This is a genomic window from Microcoleus sp. D2_18a_D3 (assembly GCF_036702455.1).
In the GTDB taxonomy this organism is placed as follows: domain Bacteria; phylum Cyanobacteriota; class Cyanobacteriia; order Cyanobacteriales; family Microcoleaceae; genus Microcoleus.
This window is the reverse complement of record NZ_JAUBTK010000002.1, coordinates 13,111-30,373: the sequence shown is the minus strand read 5'-3', so window position 1 is coordinate 30,373 and position 17,263 is coordinate 13,111. Positions and strand designations below refer to the sequence as shown.

The 17,263-nt window shown below is 45.1% G+C and carries 18 protein-coding genes and 2 pseudogenes; 13 read left to right on the top strand and 7 right to left on the bottom strand.

What is annotated here, in order from left to right; genetic code table 11:
- Window positions 1–143: 143 nt before the first annotated feature.
- From QUB06_RS01585 to QUB06_RS01575, 3 genes and pseudogenes are all read right to left on the bottom strand, one after another.
- Window positions 144–437, bottom strand: a pseudogene (locus QUB06_RS01585) (transposase); the annotation flags it as partial.
- A 191-nt stretch (window positions 438–628) separates the two neighbouring features.
- Complete coding sequence (locus QUB06_RS01580; protein ID WP_333151753.1) at window positions 629–1,219, bottom strand: cation transporter; 591 nt, start codon at window positions 1,217–1,219, stop codon at window positions 629–631.
- Between the two features lie 44 nt (window positions 1,220–1,263).
- Window positions 1,264–1,608, bottom strand: coding sequence for a metalloregulator ArsR/SmtB family transcription factor (locus QUB06_RS01575; RefSeq protein WP_333151755.1), 345 nt, complete (start codon window positions 1,606–1,608; stop codon window positions 1,264–1,266).
- Between the two features lie 49 nt (window positions 1,609–1,657).
- Between QUB06_RS01575 and QUB06_RS01570 the strand changes: the two genes are divergently transcribed.
- Window positions 1,658–1,801 carry a hypothetical protein gene (locus QUB06_RS01570; RefSeq protein WP_333302392.1) on the top strand — a complete coding sequence of 48 codons (144 nt, stop codon included), beginning with the start codon at window positions 1,658–1,660 and terminating at the stop codon, window positions 1,799–1,801.
- A 72-nt stretch (window positions 1,802–1,873) separates the two neighbouring features.
- On the opposite strand, the gene QUB06_RS01565 is transcribed toward QUB06_RS01570, so the two are convergent.
- Complete coding sequence (locus QUB06_RS01565; RefSeq protein WP_333151757.1) at window positions 1,874–2,005, bottom strand: hypothetical protein; 132 nt, start codon at window positions 2,003–2,005, stop codon at window positions 1,874–1,876.
- A 344-nt stretch (window positions 2,006–2,349) separates the two neighbouring features.
- On the opposite strand from QUB06_RS01565, the gene QUB06_RS01560 reads away from it, so the two are divergent.
- The 8 genes and pseudogenes from QUB06_RS01560 to QUB06_RS01525 form a co-directional block, all read left to right on the top strand.
- A complete protein-coding gene (locus QUB06_RS01560; RefSeq protein ID WP_333176548.1) occupies window positions 2,350–3,066 on the top strand; it encodes a DUF305 domain-containing protein in 717 nt (238 codons plus the stop codon).
- Between the two features lie 73 nt (window positions 3,067–3,139).
- Window positions 3,140–5,089: an efflux RND transporter periplasmic adaptor subunit gene (locus QUB06_RS01555; protein ID WP_333176551.1), complete on the top strand. Its 1,950-nt coding sequence runs from the start codon at window positions 3,140–3,142 to the stop codon at window positions 5,087–5,089.
- Window positions 5,090–5,154: 65 nt separating this feature from the next.
- On the top strand, window positions 5,155–8,280 hold the full coding sequence (locus tag QUB06_RS01550; protein ID WP_333176553.1) for an efflux RND transporter permease subunit: 3,126 nt from the start codon (window positions 5,155–5,157) through the stop codon (window positions 8,278–8,280).
- Between the two features lie 55 nt (window positions 8,281–8,335).
- Window positions 8,336–8,812 (top strand): DUF2808 domain-containing protein, encoded by a 477-nt coding sequence (locus tag QUB06_RS01545; protein ID WP_333176556.1) that lies wholly within the window; start codon window positions 8,336–8,338, stop codon window positions 8,810–8,812.
- Between the two features lie 101 nt (window positions 8,813–8,913).
- A complete protein-coding gene (locus QUB06_RS01540; protein WP_333176559.1) occupies window positions 8,914–9,408 on the top strand; it encodes a hypothetical protein in 495 nt (164 codons plus the stop codon).
- Between the two features lie 50 nt (window positions 9,409–9,458).
- Window positions 9,459–10,385 carry a cation diffusion facilitator family transporter gene (locus QUB06_RS01535; protein ID WP_333176562.1) on the top strand — a complete coding sequence of 309 codons (927 nt, stop codon included), beginning with the start codon at window positions 9,459–9,461 and terminating at the stop codon, window positions 10,383–10,385.
- 246 nt (window positions 10,386–10,631) lie between these two features.
- Window positions 10,632–11,096: a hypothetical protein gene (locus tag QUB06_RS01530; protein ID WP_333176565.1), complete on the top strand. Its 465-nt coding sequence runs from the start codon at window positions 10,632–10,634 to the stop codon at window positions 11,094–11,096.
- Window positions 11,097–11,282 (top strand): annotated as a pseudogene (locus QUB06_RS01525) (efflux RND transporter permease subunit); the annotation flags it as partial.
- Here the strand turns inward: QUB06_RS01525 and QUB06_RS01520 are convergent.
- Window positions 11,283–11,729, bottom strand: coding sequence for a heavy metal-responsive transcriptional regulator (locus tag QUB06_RS01520; protein WP_333233850.1), 447 nt, complete (start codon window positions 11,727–11,729; stop codon window positions 11,283–11,285).
- 636 nt (window positions 11,730–12,365) lie between these two features.
- Here QUB06_RS01520 and QUB06_RS01515 point away from each other — a divergent pair.
- Together QUB06_RS01515 and QUB06_RS01510 are read left to right on the top strand one after the other, a co-directional pair.
- Entirely contained in the window at window positions 12,366–13,442 is a 1,077-nt protein-coding gene (locus tag QUB06_RS01515; RefSeq protein ID WP_333142760.1) for a cysteine synthase family protein, read from the top strand.
- A 3-nt stretch (window positions 13,443–13,445) separates the two neighbouring features.
- The gene (locus QUB06_RS01510; RefSeq protein ID WP_333433926.1) at window positions 13,446–14,753 is read left to right on the top strand and encodes a hypothetical protein; all 1,308 of its coding nucleotides are present in this window, start codon (window positions 13,446–13,448) and stop codon (window positions 14,751–14,753) included.
- A gap of 599 nt (window positions 14,754–15,352) precedes the next feature.
- Here QUB06_RS01510 and QUB06_RS01505 read toward each other — a convergent pair.
- The gene (locus QUB06_RS01505) at window positions 15,353–15,499 is read right to left on the bottom strand and encodes a hypothetical protein (protein WP_015211800.1); all 147 of its coding nucleotides are present in this window, start codon (window positions 15,497–15,499) and stop codon (window positions 15,353–15,355) included.
- A 224-nt stretch (window positions 15,500–15,723) separates the two neighbouring features.
- On the opposite strand from QUB06_RS01505, the gene QUB06_RS01500 reads away from it, so the two are divergent.
- On the top strand, window positions 15,724–16,227 hold the full coding sequence (locus tag QUB06_RS01500; protein ID WP_333433925.1) for a hypothetical protein: 504 nt from the start codon (window positions 15,724–15,726) through the stop codon (window positions 16,225–16,227).
- Between the two features lie 219 nt (window positions 16,228–16,446).
- The gene (locus tag QUB06_RS01495; RefSeq protein WP_333142757.1) at window positions 16,447–16,914 is read left to right on the top strand and encodes a hypothetical protein; all 468 of its coding nucleotides are present in this window, start codon (window positions 16,447–16,449) and stop codon (window positions 16,912–16,914) included.
- Here the strand turns inward: QUB06_RS01495 and QUB06_RS01490 are convergent.
- Window positions 16,904–17,125 carry a hypothetical protein gene (locus tag QUB06_RS01490; protein WP_333142756.1) on the bottom strand — a complete coding sequence of 74 codons (222 nt, stop codon included), beginning with the start codon at window positions 17,123–17,125 and terminating at the stop codon, window positions 16,904–16,906. The two genes, QUB06_RS01495 and QUB06_RS01490, sit on opposite strands and share 11 nt — an antisense overlap.
- Window positions 17,126–17,263 lie beyond the last annotated feature (138 nt).

Here is a 17,263-nt window from a genome sequence, read left to right as displayed (position 1 = left end):
CATACTATATCTCCAAAGCTAACAATTTGGTAAATTATTGAGTTAAAAGTTTGGCTGCTAGTTAGCTCAAGTTTGCGGTCACAAGTTGCGATCGAGAGTAAGAATTATTATCGTTTTGCTCATGTTAAGTAAAAATTATTGACTCATATTATTTGCTTGCCTGTGTCACATCCCATTGCTTGGTTTACCATTGCTGCATTTTTGACGCTTTGACTATCCACGATGGCTTCAGACGGACTCACCGCTCGGTTGTGGCTAACTTTAACCCAGGCTCTAAGTCGGTCATGTAGCCTCAGCAAAGTTCCGTCTTTACGCCAGGTGCAGAAGTAGCGATAGACGCTCTGCCAAAGTGGGAAGTCTCCCGATAAGTCACGCCAAGTACAGCCTTGGGTTAACAGGTAAAAGATTGCATTCAGGACATTCCACACCTCAACCTTGGGTGACGATCCCTAGATGTTGGAGGTGAAATAAAAGGTTCAATCAACTCCCATTGTTCCAAAGTAAAGTTGCTGGAGTACATTTTACTCATAGCTATTTTTGGTACTGTTTCTATGTCTCGGCGATGAAAAAACTAAAACGAAGCGAGAAACGTTCAAATCGTTGCTGCAAAACCTGTTAAGCGGTATTACTACAGCCGTTGTTGCTTCATTCTGTCACGTTGTGTATCTCGAATAATACTGATTCCACCCCAAACGACTAGGCTTGCGATTCCCAATCCAACAATTAAATCAGGAAACCGAGAATTAAATAGAGTGACTAGGAAACCTGCGACGATCACACTAAAATTTGCAATTACATCATTCTGCGTAAATATCCAACTTGCCCGCATATGTACCTCACCCTTACGATGCTTTGAGAGAAGGTACAAACCATAACTGTTAGCAATCAGGGCCAAAAAAGCCATTGCCATCATCCAACCTGATTCCGGTGAACTTCCCCAAACAAACCGTCGAATCACATCGACGACAACCATCACGGCTAACGTGATCTGAAAAATACCACTTAGAGTCGCTGCACGATTCTTGTGATGCGCCGATTTGCCAACTGCATACAGCGACATCGTGTAAACTGAAGCATCTGCAAACATATCTAATGAGTCTGCAACTAAGGCAGTTGAATCCGCTAAAACTCCTGCCACAATTCCGACGACAAACATTGTGCCATTGATAAGTAACAGAATTCGCAACGTTTTACGCTCGGCTGCGTTCTTGGCTTCCATGTGACATCCACAGTCTGACATCGTGCCTCCTGTTTAGCTTGTTGTTATTCGTTCTCTGAGCAGTTGTAGCGGGTACATTCATAAACTCCTTTTGCTACATCAGCCAGTAACTCTTCAACCATTTCCAAAATCTCAGCAACTCGTGCATCGGCGAGTTGATAACTGGTGTACCGTCCTTGCTGCAGGGTGTTTACCAGACCGCAATCACGGAGACAGCCCAAGTGGTTTGAGGTGTTAGATTGCGATAGCCCGGTTGCTTCAACAATTTCACTCACGGTCATTGGACGCGATCGCAGCACGTCCAAAATCGCCAATCGTGATGGATCGGAAAACCCACGAAAGAGTTTTGCTTTCAAGCGAGTGGACTGGGATTGAGCAGAGACAATCATATGCTTAGCTTCAATACAAAGCTCTTTTATATCATCATATCAGCAACTAATGATATGTCAACACCTGAAAGCTTATTTATACCCTTACGTGAGCAGCGTCGCAGTTCCCACATCCGCTATTGCCCAAGCCGGAGCATCGTTAATCCCATCTCCCAGCATCGCTACAATTTTCCCTGGTGCTTGCAGTGTTTAGATTTGAGCTGCTTTTGGGTCTAGTCCAACTTCAGCAAAAACGCGCTGGATACCAGCAGAAGGGGCCATCGACTCAACTCATGCCTTGGAGTTTGACTGTGAGGTGATCCATATATGCACTCTGAAATTGGGAATGGGTAATATTCTGACTTCTGTCTTCAAGCGCCTGGATAGCCAACAGATGCGATCGCTTTCCTAACTTCATTTTCCGGTTTCACAGTTTGAATTGTCACCAACTTCGTCTTGAGATCGGCTTAAACAACGGCGGCTGAGTCAACTGCTTGGACTTCTCTAGTCCACTGGAGTGTCAAGGGGGATTGCGAAATTAATCAGGAATTATGGAAAAAGTGGTTTGACACCCTACCCATAGGGGTAAGGCGCGCACTGTGCACCCTACATAATTAGGTTGTGAGTCCTGTAAATCTTAAATTTGAGTTCGATCGACAGCACAGCAATAATTTTTTACAATTCCCAGTCGAAAATTTCATCCTAATTTCATTTATATGTGGAAAGCTGAAGATAAATAGTCGTTTTAAGCATATAAAATGTATGAAACCAATTTCATTAAAAACCGGCTTTGCAGGGCTGACATTGATCGCCACAGCCGCCCTAACCAGCGGAGTGCTCGCAGCTTGTTCAAAAGCTCCTACAAGCCAAACTCAAGCCCCAAACGTTACGGCTGCAACCGAAGTGAACAACAAGCCAGACGCGGCACAAGGTGGCATGGGTGGCATGAATCATGGCATGGATCACAATATGTCAATGGATTTAGGCCCGGCTGATGCCGAGTACGATTTGCGATTTATTGATGGCATGACACTGCACCATCAAGGTGCAGTAAACATGGCAAAAGAGGTACTAAATAAATCCAAACGCCCGGAAATGAAAAAAATAGCAAATGAGATGATTGCCGCTCAGAACCGCGAAATCAATCAAATGAAAGAGTGGCGAAAAGCTTGGTATGCCAAAGCCAGCAGTACGCCAATGGCTTATCACGCTCCAATGAGTCACACGATGGCAATGACTCCCGAACAAATGCAAAGCATGATGATGAGCATGGATTTAGGGGCCGCTGACGACCAATTTGACTTGCGATTTATCAATGCGATGATTCCCCACCACGAAGGAGCTTTAGTGATGGCCCAAGATGCTTTGAAGAAGTCGAAGCGGCCGGAAATAAACAAATTGTCCCAAGAGATTGTGACTTCGCAAAAGCAAGAAATCGAGCAAATGAAAGAGTGGCGGCAAGCTTGGTACAAACAGTAACACCATATTTCACCCGGATTTCATTTTTATCTGCAAAACTGATCTTTGAGTTCAGATTCTCCCCTACTCAATCATGCAATACTACCCCCGTGTCCGCTCCTCAGCACCGATTGTTCACTTTTCGGGAATACTCCTGACTCTTTTGTTATTCATCGAGTCCACCCCCGCTTTTGCCCACGCTGGCCACGGAGATGAATTTAAGCATAGCGACGAAGCAACTGAAACTCCTACTGCTATTTCTGTCGATGCTGAAACAGCAAAACGATTAGGTATTAAAGTCTCCCCTGCCGCTCGCCAGCGACTAGATATTGGCATCAAAACCACAGGACAAATTGAAACTTTACCCAACGAAAAAGTAGAAGTGACGGCTCCTGTTGCTGGGAAAGTAGTAGAGTTGCTAGTTAAGCCTGGGGACAAAGTATCAAAAGGTCAACCGGTTGCGGTTTTATCGAGTTCAGAATTAGGACAATTGCGGGTTGAATCTCTCTCGAAACGTGCTGAAGCTGAGGCAGATTTGCAGCAAGCACAAGGAGATCTAAAACTAGCACGAGAAAATTACGATCGCCAACTTCAAATATCCGCAGCAGAAATCGCCCAAGCCAAAACCCAATTGACGGCGGTAACTAAGCAGTACCAGCAAGAACAAGAATTAGTAAACAAGCGTTCAGTTGTGCAAGCCGCTAAAGAAAACTATCAGCGCCAAGTTGAAATAGCGCAAGCCGAAATAGCGCGGGCAGAAACTGAACTGACTGTGGCAAAAGAACAGTTCGAGCGCGACAAAGAATTAGTGGCATCAGGAGCGATCGCGCGGCGCACAATGCTGGAATCGCAAGCGCACTTCGCCGAAGCACAAGCCACTGTTGCTAAGGCAAAAAGCCGTCCTGAAGTTATCCAAGCCCAAACCGAAATTAAACAAGCCGAAGTAGACCTCCCAATGCGGGAATTGCGGGAATCTCAAGGCATGGTTGCAGAAGCAAAAGCTCAACTTACCAGAGCTCAGAGCCGCCGGGAAGTCCTAGAAGCCGAGAACCAACTCAAACGCGGCAAAACTGCCGTCCAAGTTGCTCAGTCGCGCATTCGTTTGGCTGACGCACCCTATCAAGCGCGGCTCCAACAATTAGGAACGGTTGCCAACGATCGAGGACTCGTTACCGTAGTTGCTCCGATTTCGGGGACGGTAGCCGATCGCGAAATCACTCCAGGAGAGTCAGTAAACGCTGAAAAACCGTTGATGAGTCTCTTAAATGACAGCCGCGTTTTTGCCACCGCCAATATCTACGAAAAAGACCTAAATAAAGTAAAACAGGGTCAGGTAGTCAGGGTAAAAGTCGCTAATTTACCTGATCGCATTTTCAATGGAAAAATCGCCTTCATTGGGTCATCCGTCGAAGGAGAAACGCGGGTTGTGCCGGTGAAAGCAGAAATAGATAATATTAACGGCGAATTAAAGCCAGGACTGTTTGCTGAGTTGGAGATTTTAACCGACAAAACTGCCACAAATATTTTAGCAATTCCGAGTGCAGCAATAGTGGAGGTTAGCGGGAAAAAAACCGTTTACGTCCAAAATGGCAATGCTTATCAAGCTGTTGAAATTGAACCCGGTCAAACTGCTGGAGATTTAGTTGAAGTTAAAACCGGTTTATTCGAGGGAGATTTGATAGTAACGCAGCGAGCACCTCAACTTTACGCCCAATCTTTACGGGGCGGCAGCGATAAACACTCAGAAGACGAGGAAAAGAAAGAGGCAACTCCAAAGGCAACAGAGGTTAATTTTAATAATTTACCCGTGTCTTTATGGTGGGCGGGAATAGGGGGAGGAATTGCGATCGCATCCCTAACTTTCACAGCAGGCGTGTTGTTGGGAAATCGGCGCAAATTGCCAGCATTAGCAGCGGATTCAGGAAACCATGCCGCAAATAATGGTTTTTCCGCCTCTGCATCGGCGTTAGACACTGAACTGGTGTTACACAATGACAACCATCACGTTAAAACTCAAGAGGAAGAAGTCAAGAGTTTGAAGTAAACAATTGCGTGGATATAGCAATTTAATGGCCAGAAGTATGTATCTATTAACTCAAAGCTAATAAAATGTTCAGCACTATTCTTAGATGGGTAATAAACCGCCGGTGGCTAGTCGTTGTCGCCACCATTATTGTTAGTCTTTGGACATTTTCTATCATCCCCCAAATGTCGCTCGATGTCTTCCCGCCTTTCGCACCGCCACAGGTAGAAATTCAGACGGAAGCACCGGGGCTCGCGCCGGAAGAAATCGAGTCTTTGGTAACACTGCCGATCGAAAGTGCGATTAACGGAACTCCTGGGGTAACAGCAGTGCGATCGGCTTCTGCTGTGGGCCTTTCTGCAGTTAAGGTAATTTTTGATTGGCAAACTGACATTTATCAAGCGCGCCAGTTGATAACAGAAAGGTTGCAGCTAGCGCAAAGCAAACTCCCGGCTGGGGTAGAAACACCGCAAATATCTCCGACAACTTCACCTGTCGGTCTGGTGATTACCTATGCTTTTACCTCGGAAACTACTCCTTTGATGGAAGTGCGCCGTCTGGTTGACTGGCAAGTCACAAACCGCCTTTTAGGCGTGACTGGCGTTGCCCAAGTCGTGGCTTATGGCGGCGATCAGAAGCAATATCAAGTATTAGTAGAACCTGCCAAGTTAAAAGCTTTTAATGTGTCGTTGCAGCAAGTTGCCGAAGCGACAGCGGCTGCGAATGTTAACGCGCCAGGGGGGTATTTAATTACGCCGGATCGAGAAACTTTAATCCGGGGGGTGGGGCGGATTGAGTCTGTGGAAGATTTGCAGCAATCTGCGATCGCATCTCGGCAAGGAACAGTCGTCAGAATTGGTGATGTCGCTGATGTCAAGGTTGGTGCTGCTATCAAGCGGGGCGACGGCAGCTTTAACGGCAAAAAAGCTGTGATTGTGATGGTAAACAGACAGCCCGTTGCTGATACTCCAGCGGTAACGAAAGCGGTTGAGGCAGCAATGGCTGAGGTACAGGAAGCTCTACCAAAAGATATTAAAGTTACTGTGACTTTCCGACAGGAAGAATATATTAATTCTTCGGTGGAGAATGTGCGATCGGCTTTAGTTGAAGGCAGCATCATCGTCACCCTTATTCTTATCCCGTTTTTGATGAATTGGCGCACTCTGGCGGTGGTTTTGCTGGATTTCTTTCTGACTTGGCTGTTGGCGCTGCTGGCGATGTATTGGCTGGGGCTGGGATTAAATACGATGACTTTGGGGGGTTTGTCGGTGGCGATCGGCACTGCGATCGACGATGCGATCGTCTATGCGGAAAATACCTACCGCAATTTGAGAGAAAATAAGGCTTCTCTTCATCCTCGCCCGGTAATGGATGTGATTTTTGATGGCAGTCAGGAGGTGCGCGATTCGTTAATTGGAGCGACTGTTATTGGGATTGTGGTGTTTTCGCCAATTTTTACTTTACCCGGTATAGAAGGTCGAGTTTTTACGCCTATGGGGATTACTTATCTGATAGTTGTGGTGATTTCTAGTCTGGAATCGCTGTTAATATCTCCGGCCCTCTGCGCTATCTTGTTGCCTACTAAACGCATGAGATCCGAGGAACCTTGGCTGCCGAGATTTTGCAAGCGCACCTATCTTTTTTTTGTAGAATTGTCAATGCGCTATTCGTGGATTATTTTAGCTTTTGCTGCTGCTAGCATGGTGGCTGCATTAATTATTTTGCCTTCGTTTGGACGGGTGTTTTTGCCTGAGTTTCAGGAGCAAACTTTGGTGAATACTATTCAGCTTTATCCGGGGGTGTCTTTGGAGACAACAGATAGCGCAGCTTTTGCTATTGAAGATGCACTTAAGAATGATAGCAGGTTTGAATACGTGCAAGTGCGATCGGGCAGAGCTCCGGGAGATGCGGATGCTGCGGGAGTCAATTTAGCTCACATTGATATCGGTTTGAGCGAGGAGGGCATGAAAAATAGACCGAAAACTTTGGAGGCGCTGCGGCAGGAATTTGCTAAATTGCCGGGAGTTGCACCAAATATCGGCGGTTTTATTTCTCACCGGATGGATGAGGTTTTATCTGGTGTCAGAAGTCAGATTGCTGTCAAAATCTTTGGCCCGGATTTGGATCAGCTTCGCAGCCTCGGGGCAAAAGTTGAAGAGCAAATGAAAACAGTTGAGGGAATTGTGGATTTGCAACTCGAACCGCAGGTGCCCGTGCAACAAATTCAAATTAAGTTTAACCGCCAAGCAGCGGGTAGATACGGTTTGAAAATCGGAGAGCTTTCTGAAATAATTGAGACAGCTTTAAACGGCAAAGTTGTTTCTCAAGTTTTAGAAGTTCAGCAAACTTTTGATTTAGTTGTTTGGTTGCAGCCTGAAGCCCGAAATAACTTAGAAACTATTCAGAATTTGTTGGTTGATACTCCAAGCGGTAATAAAATTCCCCTCGCCCAAGTTGCTACTGTCAAATACGGTACTGGCCCCAATACGATTAACCGCGAGAATGTTTCTCGCTTGATTGTGGCGGCCGCTAATGCTAAAGGTAGGGATTTGCGATCGGTTGTGAATGAAATTCAAGCTAAAGTCAAACAAGAGGTGGAGTTGCCTTTTGGCTATTTTATCCAGTACGGCGGTCAATTTGAAGCCGAGCAAAGAGCTTCGCAAAATATTATGATATTTAGTGCGATCTCTTTTCTTGTAATTACAGTATTGATGTACTTGTCCGTCAAGTCAATTCCTTCAACTGCGATGATTATGATTAATTTACCCCTCGGATTAGTGGGAGGAGTAATCGCGGTAGCTTTAACTGGTGGCATCATCTCTGTAGCTTCCCTGGTTGGCTTTGTTACATTATTTGGCGTTGCCACCCGCAACGGCTTGCTTTTAGTAGACAACTACAACACTAAATTTGCCGAGGGAATGCCTTTTAAGGAAGCAATTATTAAAGGATCGATGGAACGGCTCAATGCTATTTTGATGACCGCTTCAACTTCAGCTTTAGGTTTAGCACCTTTAGCATTAGAAGGCGGCGCGGGAAAAGAAATCCTGCAACCGTTGTCAGTAGTAGTTTTAGGCGGATTGTTTACTTCTACAGCATTAACGCTTCTGGTGTTACCCGCGTTGTACGCCAAGTTTGGTAGATTCTTAGTGCCTAAACAAACACCGCCAGTTTCTGACAACGGAAAGGTAGTTCAAGCTGTTTTTGAAAAGTGATTTTCGCGGTATATTGCTCCGATTTTCTTATTCGTTTAGGTTCCAAAAAAATAATGTGAAGAAAATACTAATTAATGCGGTTGCATTGACTCTGGTTAGTACAGTTTTAATGGCTCCTAGCTATGCAAGTTTCGAGACAGATGAGAGTAGGCTTTCCAATGTAGACGGAGACGTGTACTCTTCCCCTACTCGCTGGCGGCTTGTCAAACAAACTTTCGTATTACACTTTCCTGAAAACAGCAACCCTGTTACCCAGATAATTATTGCCATTCCACCCACTGTCGGTGTGAGTAATGATATTGAGGTGCTGGAACACAAGGGTGGGAAAATTAGCATCAATGTTTCTGTCAATGGCAGAAACATTATATTAGACTTCGTGGAACCCGTCGCTCCTGGCAGCAGGATTGATATTAATTTCAACAAAGTTAAACAACCCATTCTCGATTCTACTTCTGTGTACCGATTTTCAGCTAAAGTCATTGGTAGTGATACAGAGATTCCCATAGGTGTAGCTGAGTTTCGCACAGATTAATTAATCTAAAGATTGCCATTAATTCTTAGGGGAGTATGCAAGATAAAGATGATGTAAAATTTGTTAGAATTACTAATCATTGAATGCAACGAGTAAAGCACATGAATTTATTCAAATCAGGCTTGATTGTTCTAGGAAGTGTGGGTCTGTTTTTCTTGGGAGCTTGTGGGAACAGCAACCAAGCCGCCAATTCCGATGCTAGTTCTACTGGTGCACAGCCTGCCGAGTCCGCGTCGTCCGATGGAGCAGCAAAAAAAGAACCCTCTACCCATGCCGGCGCGTCTCACAAAGGCGCTCAAGTTGTCGAGTCAGATCCCTATCACTTAGAGTTTGTCTCTGAGAAAGAAGATAATGGAACTCGTTTAGATTTCCATCTTCTAAAAGAAGACAATAACGAAGAAATCTCTAATGCTAAAGTAACGGCTCAAATTCAGCTACCTGATGGTAGTCAAAAGACACTTCCCATGACCTATGGAGCTCAAGAAAAAAGCTACACGGCTTTGCTTCCTGGAAAGGCAGCGGGTCAGTATCAGGTGAAAATTACTTCGGATATTGGCGGGAAAAAAGTAGACGGTCGCTTTAGTTTTAATCAGTAAATTTTCCCTGTTGGGTAGGGCAAGAGAAACAAGCTTCAAGGGTAGCGATCGTGTCTCACAATCACAGTCACGGAGGACACGGACACGACCACGGAGGTGGTAATTACAACCGTGCCTTTGCCATCAGCATCGCACTCAACACGGGGTTTGTCATCATTGAGCCAGTTTATGGCATTCTTGCCAATTCCCTTGCCCTACTTGCCGATGCAGGTCACAATTTGAGTGATGTTTTAGGTCTGCTACTGGCTTGGGGAGCAACCATCCTGGCCCGTCGGCGACCTACAGCACGCCGCACCTATGGGCTGCGTCGTTCTTCCATTTTGGCGGCTCTGTTGAACGCTATTTTTCTGCTGGTAGCTTCAGGGGCGATCGCTTGGGAAGCTATTCAACGCTTTTCAGAACCCAGCTCAGTATCAGGCGGTACAATTATTGGCGTTGCAGCCGTAGGCAGCGCTATTAATACGGGAAGTGCCTTAATGTTTATGGCCGATCGTCATAATGACTTGAACATCAGAGGCGCGTTCCTCCACCTGATTGCTGATGCAGCAGTATCTTTGGGTGCGGTGCTGGCTGGCATCGCTATTGTGGCAACTGGCTGGCTTTGGTTTGACCCTATTATGAGCTTGATTATTGTTGTTGTTATTGTGTTAGGGACTTGGCAATTGTTCCAAGAATCCCTCAACTTAATAACAGATGCCGTACCAGCAAGCATTGAACCCCTTGCAGTCCGCACTTATTTAGCTGGACTCCCTGGCGTAACTGGTGTTCACGACCTTCATATTTGGGCAATGAGTACAACTGAGACAGCCCTCACAGCTCACTTGGTAATGCCTACAGCTTATACTGGTGATGCTTTTTTAGTGCAGATAAATCGAGAGCTGCACGACCTTTTTGGTATTGAGCATACTACGCTCCAAGTAGAAACAGGCGATCCGAGTTATCCTTGCCCTCTCGCTCAAGAAAATGTTGTGTTGTGAGTATAAAAAATATCTTGATACACACTATTCTTGATCCTATCCCATCGCACCCTCGGCAGTAGCAACTTACCACCACAGGAATGAATATTTTCTTTTGAAAATCTGATTTCTGGATAAATGTGCTTGAACGGTCAAAAATTTCATCCTGATTTCATCTCAATATGTCAATTTAGATAATAACAGAGTCGTTTACTAAGGATTCTGAGGCTTGATTAACGAGATCGGTTGTCATACAGGAGTAAAATAATGAAAAGGCTAATCTGTTCGGCTGTAGCTTTAGCTCTCACAGTTCCGATTGCTGCTGACTATGCCGGTGCCAGCATAGGATCTAGTCCTCATATTGATGGAGCTGTACAATTTCCTCAAACTCGGTCGAGGATTGTTCGGCATACGATTAGGTTGCACATTCCTCAAGGCCGTAGCCCTCTTTCTCATCTGATTATTGATGTTCCAAAGGGGTTAATAGTCAGCAACAATATCACTTTAACAGACGATGTGAAAGGAAAAATTAATGCTGATTTTTCTATTTTAGACAACCAAATTGTAGTGAAAATCTCTCAACCAGTTGCGTCAGAAGCGAAGCTTAAACTTGTTTTAAACGATGTAAGAATAAGAGGTGTTTCTAACGTTTGGCTATACCGAATTTCTACTAAATTTGTTGGCGTTAATAGAGAAATTCCTATTGGTGTAGCTCAATTTCGTGTCTATTGAGGCGCGGGAAAGGAAATTTTGCAACCTTTGTCAGTAGTAGTTTTAGGAGGATTGTTTACTTCTACTGCCTTGACTCTGTTAGTTTTGCCAGCTTTGTATGCTAAATTTGGGAAAATTTTACGACCTCAACAACCTCAGCCAGTTATTGAAGACGGGAAGGTAGTTAAAGCTGAAATAGCGAACTGATCAACCCTCCTTCATTCCCTCAATCAAAGTGCAAAGTTCCTCGCTATCGGGATTGTCTGAAGCTCGATTTGTCCAAAGTTTTTTATAAGCTTCCAACTCAGCTTTGAACGCACTCATGCGCTGAATTTCCTCCTCAAAGAAATCTATTTTGCGACTTAATAAGTCTTGCACTAGCGGACAAGCTGTTATTCCTTGACGGCGAGAGGCCAAAATTTGCTGAATTTCTTGAAGAGAAAAGTTGAGTCTTTGAGCTTTCTTGATAAATTGCACTTGTCTGGCAGCATCGGCTGTGTAGTAACGATAACCGCTACTGTTGCGTAAGGCAGGTTCCAGTAACCCTAGGCTTTCATAGTATCGCAGGGTGCCTACAGTAACACCAGTTTGCTTTGCTAGTTTTCCTATTTTTAGTAGGTGCTGTTCTAGGCATTCTGTTTCAAATTTTGTCATAGCAGTTCTAGGTAAATTGGAACCCTATCATTATAGCGATAGCCAGTTTCACTTTTTTGTGCTGTTTATACTTACCCAATTTGGGCGGATAAAATATTTTATTTTGTCCATAATTCTAGTGACTCAAAAAGCAGCAGTAACTCTGTTTTGAGTTACTGCTGCTGTCGGATATTCTCTTGCTTATCCCTGAAATATAAAAACCACTTATACCTGCGCTCTTTCCTATAATTTTTTAAATCAATGAACCTGACTTATTTCACCCCAATTTCATTCTGGCGTTGCAAGCTTGTAATTAGGCAAAGATGCCCTCTGGCTAATTGATGAGCATAATCTCGCGCTCAAATGCTGAAATTTCTCGCAGGCAAGGAAGATAGATGACCATGACTAACTACCGTGTATTTTGAAGGATCTAATTTTCCACCTATAGCGCTTTTGTCTCTACTCAGAAGCTATACATGGGAATTTAGAAATTAGATGCGTTTACCCTGATTGTGGCGTTGCAAGCTTGTAATTAGGCAAAGAGGGCTTCTGGCTTATTGATAAGCATGATCTCGCGCTCGGATACTAAAGTTTTCCGCAGGCAAGCAAGATAGATGACCAGGACTAACTACCGTGTATTTTGAAGGATCTAAATCAATGATTCAACTTCTACAAACAGCGCTGAAATCATCCCTAGCTGGCGATATCACCCAGGCAATTGGAAAGGTTCCCATTGTTCGTCTCAATCGCGTGAGCGAACTCTGTCAGCATCACGAATTTTATCTCAAATTAGAATCCTGTAATCCCGGTGGCAGCATTAAAGAGAAAAATGCTGTATGTCTGGTTCAACACGCAGAACGTACCAGGTTACTCGCCCCCGGCGGCACAATTGTTGAATCTAGTTCGGGTAATTTCGGCATTGGTTTAGCAATGATTGGTGCAGCGCGAGGCTATCGCGTGATGATTGTCATCGATGGTAAAACACCGCCCCCGATTCGGCGAATGCTGGCTGCCTATGGAGCAGAATTGGTAGATGTCCCCCTGAGTGCGGCAGATGCCAATGGATCGATGCAAGTTGCGAGGATGAAAAAAGCCAAAGAACTCGCCGAAACCATTCCTGGTGCCTGGTATCCTTGCCAGCACCGCAATCCCGAAAACCCAACTGCCCACGAGCAATTTACTGCTCGCGAAATCGAACAGGCTTTTCCCGTAGCACCAGATGTTATCGTTATTGGCGTTAGTACGGCGGGACAATTGGCGGGAATTAGCCGATATTTTAAACAGCGTCATCCCCAAACTCGAATTGTCGGCGTAGATGTGGCAGGTTCGGCTATTTTTGGCACGCCGTCTCACCCCTATAAAATGACAGGATTGGGGTTATCTTTTGTACCGCCCAATTTTGATCCAATGGCACTGGATGCAGCGTATTCTGTGAACGATCGCATTGCCTTTTCTGTTTGTCATGCCCTGGCACGTCGAGAAGGCTTGTTGTTAGGAGCATCCACAGGCGCTATCGTTGCCGCTGCCCTAGCTTACAGCCAGCAGCATCGCCATTCTCAACGCATGGTACTGTTGAACCCGGATCGGGGCGATCGCTATCTCGAAACAGTCTACAATCCAGAATGGCTGTCCGAGCAAGGGATTGAAATCTTGGAACAAAAAGCCCTCACCGCTACAATTAACGCCCTTCAAAGCGTCCCTCTTACCCTCGTGCGACAGCAACAACCTGTATAAACAATGACCTTAAAGGCTTCTCCAAGTCCGTCTAAAATCGGTCTGCTAGATTTATGGCGGCAATTTATTCCCCTCTCCCTCAGCGATGTGGCAATGGCTTTTGGCGATCCGATGATGACGGCTGCCCTAGCTCATTTACCCGATGCACGGGTGAATTTGGCAGCCGTGGGCATTGCCAAAGCCCTCGCGGTCTTTTTTGAAAGTCCGATTATTATGATTCTGCACGCCTCGAATGCCCTTGCACCGAATGGGCGATCGCGTCGCGCCTTGTGGCGATTTACGCTTTTAGCAGGCGGCGGACTGAGTGCGTTACTGTTGCTGCTGACGCTGCCGTTTATTTTCGCCACGCTGGGGGGGACGCTGTTAGGAATTCCACCCCAATTGCGGCAGACGGTGCAGACTGTGTTGACGTTAATGTTTCTCTGGCCTTTGGCGATCGCGTGGCGGCGTTATTTTCAAGGATTGCTCATCCACACAGGTCATTCTCAGGCGGTTGCCAAAGCTAGCATGGTTCGTTTGTTAATTGTAGCCCTAACGTTATGGGGCGGATTTGTGTTGAAAATGTCAGGCGCACTGCTGGCGGGGACTGCTTTGATCGCGGGGGTTCTCTCAGAGGCGCTGGTTGTAACCATTGCGGCGCAGCGACTAGGAGCCACTCGTTCGCCTGGAACAATTGATTCTGAGTTAAAGCTACCCACCAATCTCAAAAGTGTGTGGAATTTCTACTGGCCATTAGGCTCTTCAATGCTGGTAGTCTGGGGTGGACGTGCTGTCCTGGTGGGAATTATTGCCCGCGCCCAAGACGCTAATATTGCATTGGCGGCTTGGCCTGCGGCTTGGGGATTGGTTTTGGTGATTGCCAATGCGACTCGCATGGTGCAGCAGGTGATTATCAAAAATCGAGATCAAGTGAGCGATCGCCAATTAATTGCATTTGCCCTCAGTGTGGGTGGATTTTGTTCGCTACTGTTGTTTTTAGGTAGTACAACGCCATTTGGGTTGCAGGTTGTGCAAAGTTTTATCGGCAACGATGAAGCCCTGGTTGAGAGTATCCGTCCCGTATTGCTGTTGTGCGCGTTTGTACCCCTTCTGGTGGCGGTGCAAAATGCTACTCAAGGTTTTTTGGTCGGGGCAGGTCAAACCAAAGGTCTGAATTATGCAACTTGGATTGGCACGACTATATTGCTTTTAGTTGCGTTCGGTGCAGTTCAGCTTGGGGCATCGGGTGCAATTGCGGCTGCGAGCGCGATGATTATTTCTTTAACAATAGAAGTATCCTGTCTCGCGTTCAATTTACGCAAACAATTATAGCAACCGCCAAGGCTGTGCCGGACGCAAGGCGTAAGACATCCTCGATCGCATGGAGTAAACCATCAAAATTTTGAGAGATAGCTAATCAGTATTTACTTCTTGGCATCATCATTAGTTTCCCCATCGCCATCGCTTTAGTTGTCGATTACAGTTGGCGGGGTTCTCACCCCGCCAGGGTGTTATACTATCTCAGGACTTACTTGTGTGCACACTATATGTAGTCTGCACACAAGCAAGATCGCACTATTCGAGAAGCAGGGTAAAAGAGCAATTAGAAAACTAGCTACCAGATTTGATGTGAGTAAGTATAATTGTTGAACGACTTTTTAGTAGCTGCTGTTCTAAGGATTCTATTCCCAATTTTTTCATAGCAGTTTTAGGCAAGTTGGAACCCAATCATTATAGTGATAGCCACTTTCAGTTTTGTCTAGTGGTTATAGTCATCCAAGTTTTCGATAAAATACTCTATCTTGTCAAGAAGAATATTGGAGAAAAAAGCAGCAGCCACTCAAAATTGAGATCGTGCTGCTGTCGGATATTCTCTTGCTTATCCGGCGAAAAATTCGCGATGGAATCTACACGCAGTGGGAAAATAAGGATTATTTATCGCAATTAGCTTGAGGGCAGTCAGGCGTAGGAGTAGTACAGGGGCCGGCGGCAAAGACAACCGCGGCTGTACCTGCTGTCAGGAGAACTGCCGTCAAAGCTGCAAGAGTGAAGCGTTTAGTCTGAGTTGCTTTAATCATGAATTTTTACCTGGGAATCTAGGATCGAAAAGTTTCTTTGGAAAACTATATATAGCATAAACCCTCAAGTCGGCTATAGAGTCAAGGGGGGGAAGATTAAAAATGATAAAAATATTGAATTTCCGAGGTCACAATCCGAATACCTGTAGGAAAATCTGAAGATTTCATCCTGATTTCATTTTTGGGTGTCATATTCTAATCATTGTACCCAAAAAATAAATCGAATGAAAGCGCTCAAGTCAAGCTTAGTTATTCTAGGCAGTGTCGGATTGCTGTTTTTGGGAGCTTGCAGCAAAAGCGACCAAGGAACCGGCCCAAACAGCAGCCCAACATCCGCTCCTGTTGCCTCTCAACCTAATACTTCCAGTCCGGCCGCTTCTCCTGCAGCATCTGCTAAAACCGAACCTCCCAAACCATCTAAAGGAGGTCAAGTTGTCGAGTCTGGACCTTACCACCTAGAACTTTTAACTCTGAAAGAGGATACCGGAACTCACTTAGATCTTTATTTGCAAAAAGGTGATACCCACGAACCCATTCCTAATGCAAAAGTGACGGCACAAGTGCAGTCTCCCAATGGAGAGCAGCAAACGCTGGACTTCAAATACGATGCTGATGGCAAACATTACGCCGTTGTATTTCCAGTCAAAGATGCAGGAAATTATCCACTGAAGGTGACTGCGGATATTAACGGAGAAAAAGTTGACGGTCGTTTTAGCTTCAATCAATAGAATGCAAGTTTTCTTACAATTGATCGGAAATCCCCTAAAATGATTTAAACACAGGATAAGCAGCACAGCTTTCTCGCAAAATGAATAGTCTAAATTACCAAGATTATCCGGTTGAGCGAGGAATAGAAGGAATAATCATTTAGATGCTCTAGCATTAATGAAAGTCAATGCTCGGAAATTTATAAGAGTACAAAATCCCTAATCAAACGAGGAAAGACCATGAAAACAGTAAAGTCAGGTTTAATTATTCTGGGTACTGTGGGGCTAATATTTTTGGGAGTTGGAAGTAACAACAGCCAAGCTGCTACTTCAGCCAACAGTTCTGCCGTCTCGTCTTCAAAACCCATTACAAGAACAGAGATAGCCGCCGCTCAAAACAAAGGCGGTCAAGTCGTTGAATCAGGGCCTTATCATTTAGAGTTGGTGGTCGAGAAAGAAGCCACTCAAACTCACCTGGATTTCTATTTGCAAAGAGGCGACAACCACCAGACAATACCTAATGCGAAGATAACCGGTCAAATTCAGATGCCCGATCGCACTCAAAAGACTGTTACCTTCACTTATGACCAGAAAGACCAGCACTATACAGCTTTCCTGCCTGGAAAAGTTGTAGGTCAGTATCAGATGAAGATTACTGCTGATATTAACGGTCAAAAGGTAGACGGTCGATTCACCTTCACTCGGTAGACTTTTTAGTAGGTTGAATCTGCGGTTGACTGGTTGACGGGTTGCTGGCGGGCTGTTTGTTGTCGTGACCAACTAATGCCCGCCAACTTCCGTTTAGAAAGAAGAAAGCAGCCATAGGCACAAGGCAACACGCCAGCATTGCTATCCCCATACCCATCCATAGGAGAATTGGGTTTTTTAATTTTTGCTCGCTCATTTTTATAAGTTTCATTCTGTCATTTTCACAGTAGGGTAATTCGGCAATTTTATGATAGCATACCGGATTGCTGTCAGAGATGAGCTATTTACCTGCACTATAAGTCGCATCAATATTAAAATTTTCATCCTGATTTCATTTAGGAATGTAAAC